This window comes from Pseudomonas inefficax, from assembly GCF_900277125.1.
GTDB lineage: Bacteria > Pseudomonadota > Gammaproteobacteria > Pseudomonadales > Pseudomonadaceae > Aquipseudomonas > Aquipseudomonas inefficax.
Genome location: NZ_OPYN01000070.1, coordinates 172,398 through 191,940, shown reverse-complemented (window position 1 = coordinate 191,940; position 19,543 = coordinate 172,398). Strand labels below are relative to the sequence as shown.

15 protein-coding genes are annotated in these 19,543 nt (G+C 63.2%); 5 read left to right on the top strand and 10 right to left on the bottom strand.

Annotated features, from left to right (window positions below):
* Positions 1–208: 208 nt before the first annotated feature.
* Positions 209–1,672, bottom strand: a complete 1,464-nt coding sequence (locus JV551A3_RS08540) for a glyceraldehyde-3-phosphate dehydrogenase (RefSeq protein ID WP_087503302.1) — start codon at positions 1,670–1,672, stop codon at positions 209–211.
* 167 nt (positions 1,673–1,839) lie between these two features.
* On the opposite strand from JV551A3_RS08540, the gene mfd reads away from it, so the two are divergent.
* The 3 genes from mfd to JV551A3_RS08525 are packed head-to-tail and all read left to right on the top strand — an operon-like array spanning position 1,840 to position 9,217.
* Positions 1,840–5,289: a transcription-repair coupling factor gene (gene mfd / locus JV551A3_RS08535; RefSeq protein ID WP_112252143.1), complete on the top strand. Its 3,450-nt coding sequence runs from the start codon at positions 1,840–1,842 to the stop codon at positions 5,287–5,289.
* A 9-nt stretch (positions 5,290–5,298) separates the two neighbouring features.
* Entirely contained in the window at positions 5,299–5,871 is a 573-nt protein-coding gene (locus JV551A3_RS08530; protein ID WP_133970884.1) for a CsiV family protein, read from the top strand.
* A 1-nt stretch (position 5,872) separates the two neighbouring features.
* Entirely contained in the window at positions 5,873–9,217 is a 3,345-nt protein-coding gene (locus JV551A3_RS08525) for a DEAD/DEAH box helicase (protein WP_133970883.1), read from the top strand.
* Between the two features lie 197 nt (positions 9,218–9,414).
* On the opposite strand, the gene nagZ (JV551A3_RS08520) is transcribed toward JV551A3_RS08525, so the two are convergent.
* The 4 genes from nagZ (JV551A3_RS08520) to JV551A3_RS08505 form a co-directional block, all read right to left on the bottom strand.
* On the bottom strand, positions 9,415–10,413 hold the full coding sequence (gene nagZ, locus JV551A3_RS08520) for a beta-N-acetylhexosaminidase (protein WP_166674235.1): 999 nt from the start codon (positions 10,411–10,413) through the stop codon (positions 9,415–9,417).
* A gap of 194 nt (positions 10,414–10,607) precedes the next feature.
* Positions 10,608–11,606 (bottom strand): beta-N-acetylhexosaminidase, encoded by a 999-nt coding sequence (gene nagZ, locus JV551A3_RS08515; protein WP_177421274.1) that lies wholly within the window; start codon positions 11,604–11,606, stop codon positions 10,608–10,610.
* A 22-nt stretch (positions 11,607–11,628) separates the two neighbouring features.
* A complete protein-coding gene (locus JV551A3_RS08510; RefSeq protein WP_133970880.1) occupies positions 11,629–12,153 on the bottom strand; it encodes a L,D-transpeptidase in 525 nt (174 codons plus the stop codon).
* A gap of 40 nt (positions 12,154–12,193) precedes the next feature.
* On the bottom strand, positions 12,194–12,907 hold the full coding sequence (locus tag JV551A3_RS08505; RefSeq protein ID WP_112252138.1) for a TetR/AcrR family transcriptional regulator: 714 nt from the start codon (positions 12,905–12,907) through the stop codon (positions 12,194–12,196).
* Between the two features lie 214 nt (positions 12,908–13,121).
* Here JV551A3_RS08505 and lexA point away from each other — a divergent pair, with 214 nt between their 5' ends.
* Positions 13,122–13,730: a transcriptional repressor LexA gene (gene lexA, locus JV551A3_RS08500; RefSeq protein WP_004376420.1), complete on the top strand. Its 609-nt coding sequence runs from the start codon at positions 13,122–13,124 to the stop codon at positions 13,728–13,730.
* A gap of 13 nt (positions 13,731–13,743) precedes the next feature.
* The gene (sulA, locus tag JV551A3_RS08495; RefSeq protein WP_112252137.1) at positions 13,744–14,220 is read left to right on the top strand and encodes an SOS-induced cell division inhibitor SulA; all 477 of its coding nucleotides are present in this window, start codon (positions 13,744–13,746) and stop codon (positions 14,218–14,220) included.
* Between the two features lie 49 nt (positions 14,221–14,269).
* Here sulA and JV551A3_RS08490 read toward each other — a convergent pair whose 3' ends face one another.
* The 5 genes from JV551A3_RS08490 to fadA all read right to left on the bottom strand — a co-directional run bounded on the left by JV551A3_RS08490 (position 14,270) and on the right by fadA (position 19,543).
* Entirely contained in the window at positions 14,270–14,503 is a 234-nt protein-coding gene (locus JV551A3_RS08490; RefSeq protein ID WP_133970879.1) for a hypothetical protein, read from the bottom strand.
* 50 nt (positions 14,504–14,553) lie between these two features.
* Positions 14,554–15,069, bottom strand: a complete 516-nt coding sequence (locus tag JV551A3_RS08485) for a DUF6586 family protein (protein ID WP_112252136.1) — start codon at positions 15,067–15,069, stop codon at positions 14,554–14,556.
* Positions 15,070–15,328: 259 nt separating this feature from the next.
* Positions 15,329–17,938 (bottom strand): type I DNA topoisomerase, encoded by a 2,610-nt coding sequence (gene topA / locus JV551A3_RS08480; RefSeq protein WP_133970878.1) that lies wholly within the window; start codon positions 17,936–17,938, stop codon positions 15,329–15,331.
* A 100-nt stretch (positions 17,939–18,038) separates the two neighbouring features.
* A complete protein-coding gene (locus tag JV551A3_RS08475; protein WP_112252134.1) occupies positions 18,039–18,290 on the bottom strand; it encodes a DUF1653 domain-containing protein in 252 nt (83 codons plus the stop codon).
* A gap of 77 nt (positions 18,291–18,367) precedes the next feature.
* The gene (gene fadA / locus JV551A3_RS08470) at positions 18,368–19,543 is read right to left on the bottom strand and encodes an acetyl-CoA C-acyltransferase FadA (protein WP_013971712.1); all 1,176 of its coding nucleotides are present in this window, start codon (positions 19,541–19,543) and stop codon (positions 18,368–18,370) included.

Here is a 19,543-nt window from a genome sequence, read left to right as displayed (position 1 = left end):
TGCCGGCCCTGTGGGAGCGGCCTTGTGTCGCGAAAGGGCTGCGCAGCAGCCCCGGCATTTTCAGATGTGACGCTGATAACCTGGGGCTGCTGCGCAGCCCTTTCGCGACACAAGGCCGCTCCCACAATGACCGCGCCAGCACAGAAAATATCAGGCAAAAAAAACGGGAACCCGAAGGTTCCCGTTTTTTCATTGCCTTACAAGCGTATCAGCGTGGAAACGCTGGCGGGTTCACACCGGCCATCTCTTCCATCACACGAACCACCTGGCAGCTGTAACCGAATTCGTTGTCGTACCAGACGTACAGAACAACGCGGTTGTCGTTGGCGATGGTCGCTTCAGCATCAACCACACCAGCGTGGCGCGAACCCACGAAGTCGGTCGAAACCACTTCCTGCGAGCTGACGTAATCGATCTGCTTGTGCAGTTCCGAGTGCATGGCGGTCTGGCGCAGGTACTCGTTGATCTCGTCGCGGCTGGTGGCCTTCTCGAGGTTCAGGTTGAGGATGGCCATCGAAACGTTCGGCGTCGGTACGCGAATGGCGTTGCCGGTCAGCTTGCCTTTCAGCACTGGCAGTGCCTTGGCGGCAGCAGTGGCGGCGCCGGTTTCGGTGATGACCATGTTCAGCGGCGCGGCACGGCCACGGCGGCTGCCCTTGTGGAAGTTGTCGATCAGGTTCTGGTCGTTGGTGAACGAGTGAACGGTTTCGACGTGGCCGTTGACGATGCCGTACTGGTCGTTGATGGCCTTGAGCACCGGCACGATGGCGTTGGTGGTGCAGGAAGCGGCCGAGATGATCTTGTCATCGGCAGCGATGTCACCGTGGTTGATGCCGTGCACGATGTTCTTCAGCGCGCCCTTGCCAGGTGCGGTGAGGATCACGCGGGCAGCGCCCGGGCAGGCCAGGTGCTGGCCCAGGCCGTCGGCATCACGCCATACGCCGGTGTTGTCGACGATCAGCGCGTTTTCGATGCCGTACTGGGTGTAGTCGACTTCGCTCGGGCTCTTGGCGTAGATAACCTGGATCAGGTTGCCGTTGGCGGTGATGGTGTTGTTGGCTTCGTCGATGGTGATGGTGCCATCGAACGGGCCGTGTACCGAGTCACGGCGCAGCAGGCTGGCACGCTTGACCAGGTCGTTCTCGGCGCCCTTGCGCACGACGATGGCGCGCAGGCGCAGGCCGTCGCCGCCACCGGTCTTCTCGATCAGGATGCGTGCCAGCAGGCGGCCGATGCGGCCGAAGCCGTACAGGACAACGTCGGTGCCCTTGCGCGCCGAAGCGTTCTGCTGGCCAACCACCTCGGCCAGTTCTTCACGGACGAACTGCTCGGCAGTGCGGCCATTGCCTTCCTGCTTGAACTTGTTGGCCAGCTTGCCCAGGTCGACCGAAGCGGCGCCCAGTTTCAGCTCGCTCATGGCCTTGAGCAGGGGGAATGTCTCGTGGACGGACAGTTCGGTTTCGTCGGCTTGACGATGACGCGCAAAGCGGTGCGCCTTGAGGATCGAGATAACCGAACGGTTGATCAGGCTACGGCCATAAATCGAGCTCACCACGTTATTGTTGCGGTAGAGCTGACCGATAAGCGGGATCATCGCTTCAGCCAGGGCTTCACGATCGATCCACTCACCAAGACACTGGTCGGGCTTCTGAGTCACGGGAACCTTCCACATGTAGGGACAGAAAAAAGGGGCTACATTATGACGCCCCAACGCGTTACGGGCAATGAGCGCCTGTCGCGGTAACGCAAGCCAGCGAACACGCCCTTTCGAGCCTGACAGCCGGCACCGTCACCGGTACAATCGATCTCTTTGCCGCAACGCTTGGAGTGCAATCTCCCGTGTCAGTTCTGCGCCTACCGCAAATGTCGGCCACGGCCGGCAAACAAACCTGGGGCAATCTACCCGGTGCCGCCCTCAGCCTGGCCATCGCCGAGGCCGCCAGCAGCGCGGGCCGCTTCACTTTGCTGCTGACTGCCGACAGCCAGGCTGCCGATCGTCTGGAACAGGAACTTCGCTTCTTTGCCCCGGACCTGCCGGTGCTGCCGTTCCCCGATTGGGAAACCCTGCCCTACGACCTGTTCTCGCCGCACCAGGACATCATTTCCCAGCGCATCGCCAGCCTTTACCGCCTGCCGGAGCTGAGCCACGGCATCCTCGTGGTGCCGGTCACCACCGCCCTGCACCGCCTGGCGCCGACCCGCTTCCTGCTGGGCAGCAGCCTGGTGCTGGACGTGGGCCAGACCATCGATGTGGAGCAGATGCGCCTGCGCCTGGAGGCCAGTGGCTATCGCTGCGTCGACACCGTCTACGAGCATGGCGAGTTCGCCGTGCGCGGTGCGTTGATCGACCTGTTCCCGATGGGCAGCAAGCTGCCCTACCGCATCGACCTGTTCGATGACGAGATCGAGACGCTGCGCACCTTCGACCCCGAGACCCAGCGCTCGATCGACAAGGTGGATTCGGTGCGCCTGCTGCCGGCGCGCGAGTTCCCGATGCAGAAAGAGGAAGTGACCCGCTTCAAGGCGCGCTTCCGCGAACGCTTCGATGTCGATTTCCGTCGCAGCGCGATCTTCCAGGACTTGGCCAGCGGCATCATCCCCGCCGGCATCGAGTACTACCTGCCGCTGTTCTTCGAAGAAACCTCGACCCTGTTCGACTACCTGCCGGCCGACACCCAGGTGTTCTCGCTGCCCGGTGTGGAACAGGCCGCCGAGCACTTCTGGAACGACGTGCGCGGGCGTTATGAAGACCGCCGTGGCGACCTGAGCCGGCCGCTTCTGCCGCCGGCCGAGCTGTTCCTGCCAGTTGAAGATTGCTTCGCCCGGCTCAAGCAATGGCCACGGGTAGTGGTCAGCACCGAAGACCTCGACCCGGGCGTGGGCCGCGAGCGCTTCCCGGCGCGCGCCCTGCCCAACCTGGCAATCGAGGCCAAGGCCAACCAGCCCCTGGCCGAACTGGCCAACTTCCTCGACCAGTTCCCCGGCCGGGTGTTGTTCACCGCCGAATCGGCGGGCCGCCGCGAAGTGCTGCTGGAGCTGCTCGAGCGGCTGAAGCTGCGCCCGCACACCGTCGACGGCTGGGCCGATTTCATCACCGGCAGCGAGCGCCTGGCAATCACCATCGCCCCGCTGGACGAGGGCCTGCTGCTGGACGAACCAGCCATGGCCCTGATCGCCGAAAGCCCGCTGTTCGGCCAGCGGGTCATGCAGCGTCGGCGCCGCGACAAGCGTGGCGAAACCGCCAACGACGCGGTGATCAAGAACCTGACCGAGCTGCGCGAAGGTGCGCCGGTGGTGCACATCGACCATGGCGTGGGCCGCTACCTGGGCTTGGCCACCCTGGAAATCGACGGCCAGGCCGCCGAATTCCTCACCCTGGAATATGCCGAGGGCGCCAAGCTGTACGTGCCGGTGGCCAACCTGCACCTGATCGCCCGCTACACCGGCAGCGACGACGCCCTGGCACCACTGCACCGGCTGGGCTCGGAGGCCTGGCAGAAGGCCAAGCGCAAAGCTGCCGAACAGGTGCGCGACGTGGCCGCCGAACTGCTCGACATCTATGCCCGCCGCGCCGCGCGCAAGGGCTATGCATTTGCCGACCCGTCCGCCGACTACGCCACCTTCAGCGCCGGCTTCCCGTTCGAGGAAACCCCCGACCAGCAGGCCGCCATCGAAGCCGTGCGCGCAGACATGCTGGCACCCAAGCCGATGGACCGCCTGGTGTGCGGCGACGTCGGCTTCGGCAAGACCGAAGTGGCCATGCGCGCGGCGTTCATCGCCGTGCACAGCGGCCGCCAGGTGGCCGTGCTGGTGCCCACCACCCTGCTCGCCCAGCAGCACTACAACAGCTTCCGCGACCGTTTCGCCGACTGGCCGGTGCGCGTGGAGGTGATGAGCCGCTTCAAGTCGGCCAAGGAAGTGGCCAGCGCCGCCGCCGAGCTGGCCGAAGGCAAGATCGACATCCTCATCGGCACCCACAAGCTGCTGCAGGACGATGTACGCTTCAAGGACCTGGGCCTGGCCATCATCGACGAAGAGCACCGTTTTGGCGTGCGCCAGAAGGAACAGCTCAAGGCCCTGCGCAGCGAGGTGGATATCCTCACCCTCACCGCCACGCCGATCCCGCGTACGCTGAACATGGCGGTGGCGGGCATGCGCGACCTGTCTATCATCGCCACGCCGCCGGCGCGCCGTTTGTCGGTACGCACCTTCGTCATGGAGCAGAACAAGAGCACGGTCAAGGAGGCGCTGCTGCGTGAGTTGCTGCGCGGTGGCCAGGTGTACTACCTGCACAACGATGTGAAAACCATCGAGAAATGCGCCGCCGAGCTTGCCGAACTGGTGCCCGAGGCACGCATCGGCATCGGCCACGGGCAGATGCGCGAGCGCGAGCTGGAACAGGTGATGAGCGACTTCTACCACAAGCGCTTCAACGTGCTGGTGGCCTCCACCATCATCGAAACCGGCATCGACGTGCCCAGCGCCAACACCATCGTCATCGAGCGCGCCGACAAGTTCGGCCTGGCCCAGCTGCACCAGCTGCGCGGCCGGGTTGGCCGTAGCCACCACCAGGCCTACGCCTACCTGCTGACGCCAACCCGGCAGAAGGTCAGCGCCGACGCCGAAAAACGCCTGGAGGCAATCGCCAACACCCAGGACCTCGGCGCCGGCTTCGTGCTGGCCACCAACGACCTGGAAATTCGCGGCGCCGGCGAGCTGCTGGGCGAAGGCCAGAGCGGGCAGATCCAGGCGGTGGGCTTTACCCTGTACATGGAAATGCTCGAGCGCGCGGTCAAGGCGATCCGCAAGGGCACCCAGCCCAACCTCGAGCAGCCGCTGGGCGGCGGCCCGGAAATCAACCTGCGCCTGCCGGCACTGATCCCCGAGGACTACCTGCCCGATGTGCATGCGCGGCTGATCCTGTACAAGCGCATTGCCTCGGCTGCCGACGAAGAAGGCCTCAAGGACCTGCAGGTGGAAATGATCGACCGCTTCGGCCTGCTGCCCGAGCCGACCAAGAACCTGATGCGCCTGACCTCGCTCAAGCTGCACGCGGAAAAGCTCGGCATCAAGAAGGTCGACGCCGGCCCCAACGGCGGCAAGATCGAATTCGAAGCCGAGACCCCGGTCGACCCGCTGACCCTGATCAAGCTGATCCAGGGCCAGCCCAAACGCTACAAGTTCGAAGGCGCCACCCAGTTCCGCTTCCTGGTGCCCATGGAACGCCCCGACGAACGCTTCAATACCCTGGAGGCGCTGTTCGAGCGCCTGACCCCACAGCCTGCCTAAGGAAGATCCATGCGTGCCATCCGTTGCCTGACCCTGCTGCTGGCGCTGTTCGCCCCGGCCGCCTTCGCCGAAGGCCTGTATCAGGTAGAAATGCTCCTGGTGCGGCAGAACAGCGTGCCCGCCTTCACCAGCCCGTTCGCCCCCGAAGACTGGAGCGCCGGCGCTCCACGCCTGGAGAAGGACGCCGAGCGCCGCCTGGCGCTGGAAGACGAAGCCACTCGCCTGGAAGCTACCGCCGACTACACCGTGCTGCTGCACAAGGCCTGGCAACAGCAAGTGGGCAGCGAGCCAAGCCGCATCGCCCTGGGCGAAGGCGCCGAGCAGTTCGGCCACTTCCCCATCGAAGGCAACCTCAGCATCGCCGAGGGCCGCTTCATCGCGGTCGAGGCCAACTTCTGGGTCAACCAGCTGGACGGCAACGGCAGCGTGCTGCAAAGCGAGCAGTTCAAGCAGAGCAACAGCAACGTCAAGGGCGGCCAGCTGACCTTCCTCGACGGCGGGCACCTGGCGGTGCTGCTGAAGGTGACACCACCAGGCACGCCTAAAATGCCGGTGATGGACCCGGAGATGATGGAGCAGTGATGTGAGCGAGAGCGATGCGCAGTTCTTTGTGCGGGAGCACGACGGCTGGACGTTCGCGTTTGACCGCAAGTCCCTGCAACGCGGCCTGGACTATGCCGAGGAAGGCAGAAGCGAAATCGTGTCCATCCTCGACATGACCGTCCGCGCCCAGTGCGCAGGTTCCGGCGGCCGGACCTACTACCAGCGCATCACGCTGGACATGACGGAAGATGGCCTGGAATGCCGAGGCACTTGCACATGCCCGGTGGGCAAAGACTGCAAGCATTGTGCGGCTGCACTCTATTTGCTGGAACGTGGGCCGGATTACGCCGAGGGCAGCCATGATGCCCCTCACCCAACGGTTGACGCAGCCCGGCAATCTCTGGACCTCCCACCTGAACTCGCCCATTGGGTCGAGGCCCTGGAAGCTCCGACAAAGCCTGCCGAGCCTGCCAAACGCAAAGGCCCGTCGCTCTACTACAAGGTCGTTAATGAGCGCGGCCTTTGCACGCTCAGCGTATCCAAAGGCACCCGCGAAGCCGATGGCCAGCTGAAACTCGCCCGTGCCAGCTCGCTGCCTGAGATGCTCTACTACACGCCACGTTACGTAACTGATGAGGACCTGCGCATCCTCAGGCTGATTGACGCCCTAGGCAAAAACACCAACATGCCAATCGCCAGACTGGAAGGAAAGCAAGGCGCAGAGCTGTACGAGTTCGCATTGAGCAGTGGCCGCCTGATCTATGGCGAGCAATTGTTACCACTAGCCCCCGGGCCGACACTGCCGGCCGAGTTTCGCTGGATCAGGCTTGAGAACGGCAGCTATCGTGGGGCGTGGCACCATGATGAGCGAATGCATGACCTGGCACTGCCGCTCGACCCGCTCTATTACATCGATACCCAGACGGGCATGACTGGCAAGCTTGTGCATGATCTTGACCCGTTCATTGCCAGCCAACTGGCAAGCGCACCTACGGTGCCCGAACACTTGATCATCCCCCTGAGCCACCGGTTGAATGCGCTGAATCGGCAGGTTCCAACGCCTACAAGCGTACGCAGTGAAGAAATCGACAGTGTTCAACCCAGGCCGCACCTGACGCTGGGCAGCCTTGAATTCAGCGCCTACATGCCCAAGACCGGCCGCATGCAGCGGCAGATGCAGCATCGGGCCGCACTGGCGTTCGACTATGACGGTTTACGCGCCAGCGGCAGCGACGAAAAACCGCTGACCCGCCTGGTCGACAACACCAGCCAGCGCATCCGCCGCCAACCCCAGGCCGAGCAGGCACTGCGCAAGGTGCTGCGCGACCTGGGCTTCAAGGCCGCCACCCGGCAGAGCAAGGCGCTGCCTGACAGCGCCGGCGAAATGCTCCAGTTGCCCGATGACGAAGCCTGGCTGCACTTTGCCCGCGAAGGCCTGCCACGCCTGCGCGAGGCCGGCTGGGACATCGACATCCACCGTGATTTCGCCTTCAACCTGCAGGAGGTGGACGACTGGTACGCCAGCATCGACGAAGCGCCCGGCCATGAGTGGTTCGACCTGGAGCTGGGCATCGTGGTCGATGGCCAGCGCCACAGCCTGCTACCGATCGTGCTGCAACTGCTGCGCAGCAACCCGGAACTGCTGCGCCCCAGCGAACTGGCCAGACGCAGTGACGACGAGCACCTGCTGATCGACCTCAACCGTGGCCGCCTCGATGCCCCGGCCCTGCGCGTTGCCTTGCCCTATGGCCGCATCAAGGCGGTGATGGGCACCCTGGGCGAACTGTACCTGCACGAAGACGCCGCAGGCCCGACGCTGCGCCTGGACCGTGCCGATGCCTCACGCCTGAACGACATCGACGGCCTGCCCCTGCATTGGGAGGGTGGCGAGCATGTGCGCGACCTGGGCCGTCGCCTGCGCGATGCCCGTGACTTGCAGGTAGAACCGCCAACCGGGCTGCAGGCCAGCCTGCGCCCTTACCAGCAACAAGGCCTGAACTGGCTCCAGGCACTGCGCGAGATGGGCACCGGCGGCATCCTTGGCGACGACATGGGGCTGGGCAAGACCTTGCAGGCCCTGGCACACCTGCTGCTGGAGAAACAGTCCGGGCGCCTGAGCGCACCGGCCCTGGCGGTGATGCCGACCAGCCTGGTACCCAACTGGCTGGACGAAGCCCAGCGCTTCGCCCCCGGGCTGCGCGTGCTGGCCCTGCAAGGTCCGGGGCGCAGCAAGCATTTCGCCAAACTGCACGAATACGACCTGGTCCTGACCACCTATGCCCTGGTGCCGCGCGACCTCGAACACCTGCGTACCCAGGCCTGGCATGTGCTGGTGCTGGACGAGGCACAGAACATCAAGAGCAGCACCAGCAAGGCCGCCCTCGCGGTTTGCGAGCTGCGCGCCAATCAGCGGGTCTGCCTGACTGGCACGCCAATGGAAAACAACCTGGGCGAGCTGTGGTCGATTTTCCACTTCCTCATGCCTGGCTGGCTGGGTGACCTGAAGCGCTTCAACCAGGATTACCGCACACCGATCGAGCGCCACGGCGACAGCGAGCGCATGGCCCACCTGGCCAGCCGCATCCGCCCGTTCCTGCTGCGCCGCACCAAGGAGCAGGTGGCCACCGAGTTGCCGGCCAAGACCGAGATGGTGCACTGGGTCGAGCTTAGCGATGCCCAGCGTGACACCTACGAGGCCGTGCGGGTGGCCATGGACAAGAAAGTCCGCGATGAGATCACCCGCAATGGCGCCGCGCGCAGCCAGATCGTCATTCTTGATGCCCTGCTCAAGCTGCGTCAGGTTTGCTGCGACCTGCGTCTGGTCAAAGGGGTGGAAAGCAAAGGCAATCAGGCCGACAAGGGCAAACTGGGCGCGCTGCTGGAAATGCTCGAAGAGCTGCTCAGCGAAGGGCGCCGGGTGCTGTTGTTCTCGCAGTTCACCTCGATGCTGGCGTTGATCGAAAAGGAGCTGGAGAAGCGCAAGATCCGCTACAGCCTGCTGACCGGCGACACCCGCGACCGACGCACGCCGGTGCAACAGTTCCAGCAGGGTGATAGCGAAGTGTTCCTGATCAGCCTCAAGGCGGGTGGCGTGGGCTTGAACCTGACGGCCGCAGACACGGTCATCCACTTCGACCCCTGGTGGAACCCGGCCAGCGAAAACCAGGCCACCGACCGCGCCTACCGTATTGGCCAGGACAAACCGGTGTTCGTGTTCAAGCTGATCACCCGGGGAACGGTGGAAGAAAAGATCCAGCTGTTGCAGCAGGAGAAGGCGGCATTGGCCGCGAGCCTGCTCGATGGCGGGCAGGCCGGGCAATGGCGATTGGGGGATGAAGATATCGAAGCGTTGTTTGCGCCACTGCCCGGGAAGCGCGGGCGGTAGAACCTGAGTCTTATGTTGCCTTTACTGGCCTCTTCGCGGGCACGCCCGCTCCCACAGGGACACCAGTGCCCTCAAGGACAGCGCAGGACCTGTGGGAGCGGGTTCACCCGCGAAGAGGCCGGCACAGGTACAACACTAATATCGAAACCAGCGCAGCACCTGTGGGAGCGGGCGCGCCCGCGAAGGGGCCGGCGCGGTCAATCGACCAACTGCGCCTCCCGCAACGCCCCCAACGCCTCCAGCCACCGCGGCTGCTGGCGATAGTCAGTCCGCGCAAAACTGAAGCCTCGCATCAGAGCAAGGCGCGGCGATGGCTTGACTTTCAAGCGCTGCGCAGCCATCAGAGCAAGCTCTGCCGAAGCCCGGTCATTACATACCAGGCCCACGTCACAACCCGCACCGAAAGCAGCCTCGACGCGACCCGCAACGTCTCCAACCACATGGGCACCTGCCATGGACAGGTCATCACTGAAAATCACGCCTTCAAAGCCAAGCTCTCCCCTGAGAATGTCCTGAAGCCAGCGCCTGGAAAAACCGGCGGGCTTGCTATCGACCTGAGGATAGATCACATGTGCTGGCATCACTGCCGTCAGTTGCCGTGCCAATCGGGTAAATGGCACCAAATCCGTCTTGCGCAGTTCATCCAGGCTGCGATCATCCACGGGAATGGCCACATGCGAATCAGCCTCAGCCCAGCCATGCCCCGGAAAATGCTTGCCGCATGCTGCCATGCCCGCCGCAGTCATGCCACGGACGAACGCTGCACCCAGTTGCGTCACACGCTCAGGATCACCATCGAAGGCGCGTGCACCAATGACAGCACTGCGCCCATGATCCAGATCGAGCACTGGAGCAAAACTCAAATCCAGCCCGATCGCCAGCACCTCGGTTGCCATCAACCAGCCACAATGCCCAGCCAATCGCTCGGCATCATCGCTCTGGGCGATCTGCCGCATGGATGGCAACCTGACGAACCCTTCACGCAAGCGCTGCACCCGCCCGCCTTCCTGGTCGACCGCTATGAGCAGGTCAGGGCGCAGAGCACGTACCGATGCACACAACTCCCGCACCTGACGCGGGTGGGCAATATTACGTGCAAAGATGATCAAACCAGCTACTTCAGGCTGGACCAACAACTGACGATCCTCGGGCGTCAGCGCTGTGCCTTCGATATCGACCATCAAGGCCCCCTGCATACAAAATGTCATGACAAAATCCTCTAAGCGAATATCAGAAACCCATTACGGGCAAAACGGAGAAATCTCCGCTTTGCCCGAGTCTCTGGAATGCGCGTCGCCTGGTACACCGGAGAGCATTTCCCGGGGTACTCACGCAATACGCACATCGCAAACGCAGGATCCTGTCTCGGACCGAGCAGGGTCGAGCCTCGTCAGTCGACCAGTTGGGCCTCTTTCAATGCGCACAATGCATGATGCCAACGAGGCTGCTGACGATAGTCAGTCCGCGCAAAGCCTTGCCCGCGCATGCCTGCGATGCGCGGCGAAGGTTTGACCTTCATGCGTTGTGCCGCACTTAGCGCCAGCTCCGCCGCCGCCCGATCGTTGCAAACCAGCCCCATATCACAACCGGCGCTCAGTGCCGCTTCGATGCGACTGGCCGCATCCCCGACAACATGTGCGCCGGCCATCGACAAATCGTCACTGAAGATCACCCCGTCGAAACCCAGCTCGCCACGCAGGATGTCCTGCAACCAGCGCCGCGAGAAGCCGGCCGGCTGGTTGTCGACCTGCGGGTAGATGACATGTGCCGGCATCACTGCCGCCAGTTGCCCGCTCAGGCGGGTGAACGGCACCAGGTCGGCCTGGCGCAGTTGTTCGAGGCTGCGCTCATCGGTGGGAATGGCCACATGGGAGTCTGCTTCGGCCCAGCCATGCCCCGGGAAGTGCTTGCCGCAGGCCGCCATGCCCGCCGCATTCATGCCACGGATGAACGCCCCGGCCAGTTGCGTGGCACGCAGCGGGTCACCCTCGAAGGCGCGGCTGCCCACCACGGCGCTGCGCTGATGGTCCAGGTCAAGTACCGGGGCAAAGCTGAGGTCCAGGCCAACCGCCAGCACCTCGGTCGCCATCAACCAACCGCACTGCTCGGCCAGGTACTCGGCGTTGTCATTATCCGCCAGCGCCCGCATCGCAGGCAGCCGCACAAAGCCTTGGCGCAAGCGCTGCACCCGGCCGCCCTCCTGGTCCACCGCCAGGATCAGGTCGGGGCGAATGGCACGGATCGACGCACACAGTTCACGCACCTGGCGCGGGCTGTCGATGTTGCGGGCAAAGATGATCAGGCCGGCCACTTCAGGCTGGCGCAGCAGGTGACGGTCTTCGGCGGTCAGCCATTTACCGGCGATATCCACCATCAAGGAGCCTTGCAGGCTGACAGTCATGGGTAATCCTTCATTGAAGACTGAGAGAAGCCCACTGGGGGCAGGCGGCCTGCTCGATGCGCACCGGGCAATGGGCCGGCACCTGGTCGAACAGGCTTAGCAAATCGGTGTTGCGCAGGCGTATGCAGCCATGGGACAGCGCTACGCCCAAGGGTTCCGTATCCGGGGTGCCGTGCAAATAGATATAACGGCGGAAGGTATCGACCGTGCCCAGGCGGTTGACCCCCAGCTCACAGCCACTGAGCCAGAGGATGCGAGTGAGGACCCAGTCCCGGCCGGGGTATTGCGCATGCAAGGTCGGCGACCATACCTCGCCAGTCCAGCGGCGCCCGGCCAATACCGCATTCAGCGGCAAGCCCGCGCCGATCTTCGCCCGCACCTGGTGCAGGCCACGTGGCGTGCAACCCGAACCGCTGCACTCGCCGGCACCGTTGCGCGCCGTGGAAACCGGCAGGCGCACGCGCAGCTGGCCATCGGCAAAACCATAAAGGCGCTGGTCGGCAAGGGAAATGTGCAGGAAGTCGAGGTCGGGCATGGGCGCTAGCTTAGCCGAAGCGCCCTGCCCCGCCCAGCCTTCAGGCCTTGGCGGTGGTGGCGCTTGCGCTGGTCTTGGTGCGCGGGCGCAGTTGCGCGGCGGCCATGGCGTCGTCGGTAACACCACTATCGGCACGCATGCCCGCAGCCAAGAAGGGCACCATCAGGCGCATTACCTGCTCGATCGAGGTATTGATGCCGAAATCGGTCTCGGCAATCGCACGCAGGGCCTTGATGCCGGACATGCTGAAGGCGGCGGCGCCAAGCATGAAGTGCACCCGCCAGAACAGCTCCAGCGGCGGGATGCGCGGCGCGGCCTCGTTGACCAGCAGCATGTAGCGGCGGAACACCTTGCCGTACATGTCTTCCAGGTACCGCCGCAGGTGGCCCTGGCTCTGGCTGAAGGCCAGGCCCAGCAAGCGCATGAAGATCGACAGGTCGTTGTTGCTGCGCGGCTGCACGGCCAACGCCTGCTCGACCAGCATTTCCAGCAGCTCTTCGAGGCTCGGCTTTTGCTCCGGCTTGGCCTGGCGCCGCTCCAGCTCACGTTCGAGGCTGGCGCAGAATGGCCCCAGGAAGCGCGAGAACACTGCCTGGATCAGAGCCTTCTTGGAGCCGAAGTGATAGTTGACCGCCGCCAGGTTGACCCCGGCCTTGCTGGTAATCAGCCGCAACGAGGTTTCGGCGAACCCCCTTTCCGCGAACAGCTGCTCGGCAGCATCGAGAATGCGTTCAACGGTTTCCGATTGGGCCATGACTACTCCGACTACTCCGCCAGACAAACAGGTGTTTGAAACATACGTTTCAGCCCTGCTTCTGTCAAGGCTCGGTGACCGGCCGGTCGCCATTTAAAAGCGCCAGACGGGCGGCTGCAAGCGCCATTCCTGCTGTTATTGCAGGTTTTGGCTTGCAGCGCATCCAGTACTGTATATAATCCCAGTCACTGTACAAAAAGACAGAGCGCTCACCATGTTGAAACTGACGCCACGCCAAGCCGAAATTCTCGCGTTCATCAAGCGTTGCCTGGAAGACAACGGTTTCCCGCCGACGCGCGCCGAGATCGCTCAGGAGCTGGGCTTCAAGTCGCCCAACGCCGCCGAGGAGCACCTCAAGGCCCTCGCCCGCAAGGGCGCGATCGAGATGACCCCGGGCGCCTCCCGTGGCATTCGCATTCCCGGCCTCGAAGCCAAGGCCGAAGAAAGCGGCCTGCCGATCATCGGCCGGGTTGCCGCCGGTGCGCCGATCCTTGCCGAACAGCACATCGAGCAATCCTGCAACATCAACCCCGACTTCTTCCACCCCCAGGCCGACTATCTGCTACGCGTCCACGGCATGAGCATGAAGGACGTCGGCATCTTCGATGGCGACCTGCTGGCGGTACACACCTGCCGCGAAGCCCGCAATGGCCAGATCGTCGTGGCCCGCATCGGCGACGAAGTGACCGTCAAGCGCTTCAAGCGCGAAGGCAGCAAGGTCTGGCTGCTTGCCGAAAACCCCGAATTCGCCCCCATCGAAGTCGACCTGAAAGAACAGGAGCTGGTGATCGAGGGCTTGAGCGTCGGCGTCATTCGCCGCTGATCCAGGAGGCGTCATGCAGCAGTTCATTCACGCACCCGAGCAAGCCCAGTTGCCATTGTTCGAAGCATTCCTCGCTCAACCCGTACTGCCTGGCCTGAAAGCCAGCGAAGTGGCGCGCAAGAGCAGCCAGCCCGAGCTGTTCAGCGAACTGTCGCTGCGCGGAGCCCCGGGGCACTGCCAAAGCCTTCTGGCACCAGTGCTACGCGAACTGAGCGAAGAGGACGAGACGCGCTGGCTGACCCTGATCGCCCCACCGTCGAGCCTGACCCAGGCCTGGCTGCGCGATGCCGGGCTCAACCGTGAACGTATCCTGCTGCTGCAACCTCGCGGCAATCAAAGCCCGCTTCAACTGGCCTGCGAAGCCTTGCGCCTGGGCCGTAGCCACACCGTGGTCAGCTGGCTGGGCAGCGTCAACGCCACTGCACGCCAGCAATTGCTGCGCGCCGCCGGTACTGGAAACGCACAAAGCCTGAACATCCGCCTCGGCTGATGTTCAGGCTTTGCCTGTCACTGCATGAAACCTGACGCCCTGCTGCACCTCAGTGCAGCACACGCGGCCCTTCATCACGCTCAAGCTCGCCATCAATCAGGCGACCGGCCATCTGCACGCCGACGCTGAGCATGGCTTTGGCCACTTCCACATGCTGCCCCTGCAGAAACGCCTTGGCGTCTTCCGAAAAATCCAGGGTTACCAGAGAGCCCTCATCCTCGGCGCGACGCAGTTCGATGCGGCCATCAGGCAACTCGACAATTTCCAGAAACGACGTAGACATAAATGGCAGTTCTCCGCGAAAGGCCAGTATTGTACCAGCCGTAGCAGCTATCAGCACTCACTCAACGCGTCACGGAAACGTCGCACCAGGCCTTTGAGGTTGCTGCGCCAGCTTTCCAGCTCGGCACGCGACAGCGCCGGATGCTCGGGTTCATCGAGATTGACCGCCTGGATCAGTGGCTGGGTAACGTCGGTTTTCGGTGCTTTTCTCGCGACCGGTGGTCGGAACAAATCGGCATAAGCACCGAGCATTTGCGCCAGCCAGGTTTCGCGCTGGCGGGCCAGCTCCAGCAGCTCGGCCACTTCCGGAATGGCGATACCGTTCAGGGCATCGTCGGCCAGTGCTTGCTCGACCGTTGCAACCACAGGCAGGCGGTAGAACCCACCGATTTCATGGCACAGGCCCAGCAGAGCGCCATAGAGATGGAACAGCGCCGCCTCGCGTTCGGCCTGGACCAGGCCCTGGGCATTCATGGCCTGGCTTTGCTCAGCCTTGGCCATGGACTCGAGGGCAAGGCCGGCGAAGAACAGTTTCTGGTTGGTGCGGGTGTAGAGTTCCTGGGCCATTTCAGTGCCCTCCCATGAGGCTGCGAGGCGGATAGCTGCATCATAAATGATTGGGGCCGCTTTGCGCCCCTTCGCGGGCTTGCCCCGCCTGACCGGTTAACGCGGTCAATTGTAGGAGCGGCCTTGTGTCGCGAAAGGGCTGCAAAGCAGCCCCAGGGTTTCAGCGCAGATGCACAAATTGCTGGGGCTGCTTTGCAGCCCTTTCGCGACACAAGGCCGCTCCTACAAGGGCACGCGCAGGTCAGAGACTGATGAAGAATCAGCGCTTGTCTTCAACCTTCCACGCGTTGCCGTCGTAGAACGCCTTCCAGCCGGTCGGCTTGCCGTCCACCTCGGACTGCACGTACTGCTCCTTGGTCTTGCGGCTGTAGCGGATCACCGCAGGGCGGCCTTCCGGGTCTTTCTGCGGTGCATCGCACAAGAAGTGGTACTTCGGATCGATCTCGTGCTTGTGCGGAACGATCTCCAACACCAGCGGTGCGCGGGTTTCGCGGTTCTTGGGGAACTGGCTGGCGGCCAGGAACAGCCCCGAAGCGCCATCACGCAACACGTAGGTATCGTCGACCTTTTCACACTTGAGCTCTGGCATGTCCACCTTGTCCATCTTCGGTGGCGCCGCCTCGCCGCTCTTGAGCAGCTTGCGGGTGTTCTTGCATGCCGGGTTGGTGCAACCGAAAAACTTGCCGAAGCGGCCAGTCTTCAACTGCATCTCGCTGCCGCACTTGTCGCACTCCAGGCTCGGCCCTTCGTAACCCTTGATGCGGTAGTTGCCTTCCTCGATCTCGTAGCCGGCGCAATCCGGGTTGTTACCGCAGATGTGCAGCTTGTGCTTCTCATCCAGCAGGTAGGCATCCATCGCCGTGGCGCAGATCGGGCAGCGGTGCTTGCCCAGCAACACGCGGGATTCCGATTCACCCTCGTCATCAGCGGCAATTTCGTCGCCCGGCACCAGGTTGACGGTGGCCTTGCAGCGCTCTTTCGGTGGCAGGCTGTAGCCCGAGCAACCGAGGAATACGCCGGTAGAGGCGGTGCGGATCATCATCGGCCGGCCACATTCCTTGCACGGAATGTTGGTCATGGTCGGCTGGTTGGCGCGCATGCCGTCTTCGCTGGACTCGGCGGTCTGCAACTTCTTGCTGAAGTCGCCGTAGAACTCGTCGAGCACGTTCTTCCAGTCACGCTCGCCCTGGGCCACGTCGTCGAGGTTCTCTTCCATGTCGGCGGTAAAGCCGTAATCCATCAGGTTGGAGAAGCTCTCGGACAGGCGCTCGGTGACGATGTCGCCCATCTTCTCGGAATAGAAGCGGCGGTTGTGCAGGGTCACATAGCCACGGTCCTGAATGGTCGAGATGATCGCCGCATAGGTCGACGGGCGGCCGATGCCGCGCTTTTCCATTTCCTTGACCAGGCTGGCTTCGGTGAAGCGTGCCGGTGGCTTGGTGAAGTGCTGGCTCGGGTCGATCTGGATCAGCTTCAGCGCTTCACCCTGGACCATTTCCGGCAACACGTCATCTTCGCCAGGCTTGCTCTGCTGCGGCAGCACACGGGTGTAACCGTCGAACTTGAGGATACGGCCCTTGGCACGCAGCTCGAAGTCGCCTGCTGCCACGGTGACGCTGGTGGACAGGTACTGCGCCGGCGGCATCTGGCAGGCCAGGAACTGGCGCCAGATCAGCTCGTACAGGCGCTCGGCGTCGCGCTCCATGCCACTGAGCTTGCTCGGGTGAGTATTCACGTCGGAAGGACGAATCGCTTCGTGCGCCTCCTGGGCGCCTTCCTTGCTGCCGTACACCAGCGGCGCCTCGGGCAGGTACTGCTTGCCGAACTCGCGCTCGATGTAGCTGCGCGCCATGTCCAGGGCGTCGGCCGACAGGTTGGTCGAGTCGGTACGCATGTAGGTGATGTAGCCGGCTTCGTACAAGCGCTGGGCCATCATCATGGTTTTCTTCACGCCGAAGCCCAGCCGGTTGCTGGCTGCCTGCTGCAGGGTGGAGGTAATGAACGGTGCCGACGGCTTGCTGCTGGTCGGGCGGTCTTCGCGCTTGACCACGCTGAAGCTGGAAGCCTTGAGCTTCTCCAGCGCCGCCATGGCCTGGGCTTCATTCAGCGGTTTGAAGGCCTCGCCCTTCTCGCGTGCCACTTCGAAACGCACCTTGGCGTTCTTGGCGGTGCCGAGGTCGGCGTGGATTTCCCAGTATTCTTCCGGGATGAACGCGCGGATTTCACGCTCGCGCTCAACCACCAGCTTTACCGCCACCGACTGAACACGGCCGGCGGACAGGCCACGGGCGATCTTGGCCCACAACAGCGGCGAAACCATGTAGCCGACCACGCGGTCGAGGAAGCGCCGCGCCTGCTGGGCGTTGACCCGGTCGATATCCAGCTCGCCCGGCTGCGAGAAGGCATCCTGGATGGCCTTCTTGGTAATTTCGTTGAACACCACGCGCTTGTAGCGGGTGTCATCGCCGCCGATGGCCTCGCGCAGGTGCCAGGCGATGGCTTCCCCTTCGCGGTCCAAGTCGGTTGCGAGATAGATGGTGTCGGCGTCCTTCGCCAGGCGGCGCAGCTCTTCGATCACCTTTTCCTTGCCAGGCAGGATCTCGTACTTGGCCTTCCAGCCGTGGTCGGGATCGACGCCCATGCGCGCCACCAGCTGGCGGCGGGCCTTTTCCTTCGGCGACAGGGCCGGAGCCTCACCCGCGGCCTTGCCACGCTTGGCGGCTGGCTCTTTGCTGGCGCTGGCCGAACCGCTGGTGGGGAGGTCTCGGATATGGCCGATACTCGACTTCACCACGTACTGGTTGCCCAGGTACTTGTTGATGGTCTTGGCCTTGGCCGGGGATTCCACAATGACCAGCGATTTGCCCATGGATCGGAGTATTCCTGAATCTGAAGATAAAAAACGCGTCAGGTGCCAGACGCGGCACCGCTATATATAGTGGCAAAAGTGTGAGGTCAAGTTCGGACTATCACTCGTGCGACTTGCCCAGCACCTCGAGCAGCCCCTCTTCGGCCTTGACCAAAGCAAAGCGTGGCACCTGCTCGCCGTCAACCTCGACGGACTCCTGGAACATCGAAAGTGGCCGTACCCAGAAGCTGTAATCACCATACAGGCATTGGTAGAACACCATCCACTCTTCGTTCTCGGAGTGCCGCGCAACACTGAAGACACGGTACTCAGGCCCTTTGTAATGCCGGTATACGCCTGGTTGTATCTGCATGTTGCCCACCCTCTTGAATAAAACCTGTAAAAAACAAAACCGGGGCACAAGGCCCCGGTCGCTGTCCCGCTACGCGATCAGACGCGCTCGAAGACAGTGGTGATACCTTGGCCGAGGCCGACGCACATGGTCGCCACCCCCAGGGTGCCGCCATTCTGCTTCATGACGTTGAGCAGGGTGCCGGAAATCCGTGCCCCGGAGCAACCGAACGGGTGGCCCAAGGCAATGGCGCCGCCGTGCAGGTTAACCTTCTCATCCATCTTGTCGAGCACTTTCAAGTCTTTCAGCACTGGCAGGGCCTGTGCGGCGAAGGCTTCGTTGAGCTCGATGAAGTCGATGTCGGCCATGGTCAGGCCAGCACGCTTGAGGGCTTTCTGGGTCGACGGCACCGGGCCGTAGCCCATGATCGCCGGGTCGACACCCGCCACCGCCATGGAACGGATCACCGCCAATGGCTGGATACCCAGGTCCATGGCACGCTGACCGGACATGACGATCATGCACGATGCGCCGTCGGTGATCTGCGACGAGGTACCGGCAGTGACGGTACCGCCTTTCGGGTTGAACGCAGGCTTCAGCGACGCCAGGCCTTCAAGGGTGGTTTCCGGGCGAATGGTTTCGTCGAAATCGAACACCTTCAGGAAGCCGTTCTCGTCATAGCCCTGCATCGGGATGATCTCGTCCTTGAACTTGCCTTCGACCGTGGCCTTGTGGGCCAACTGGTGCGAACGCAGGCCGAACAGGTCCTGCTGCTCACGGGTGATGCCGTGCATCTTGCCGAGCATTTCCGCGGTCAGGCCCATCATCCCGGAAGCCTTGGCGGCATGCAAGGACAGGTGCGGGTTGGGGTCGACGCCATGCATCATGCTGACGTGGCCCATGTGCTCCACGCCACCGACCACGAACACATCACCGTTGCCGGTCATGATCGCCTGGGCGGCGGTGTGCAGCGCGCTCATCGACGAGCCGCACAGGCGGCTGACGGTCTGCGCCGCGGAAGTGTGCGGGATCTGGGTCATCAGCGAGGCCATGCGGGCGATGTTCCAGCCCTGCTCGAGGGTCTGGTTGACGCAGCCCCAGATCACGTCCTCGACTTCTTTCGGGTCGACCTTGTCGTTGCGTTCCAGCAGTTTGCTGATCAGGTGCGCCGACATGTCTTCGGCGCGGGTATTGCGGTGCATGCCACCCTTGGAGCGGCCCATCGGCGTGCGACCGAAGTCGACAATCACCACGTCTCTTGGATTCAGGCTCAT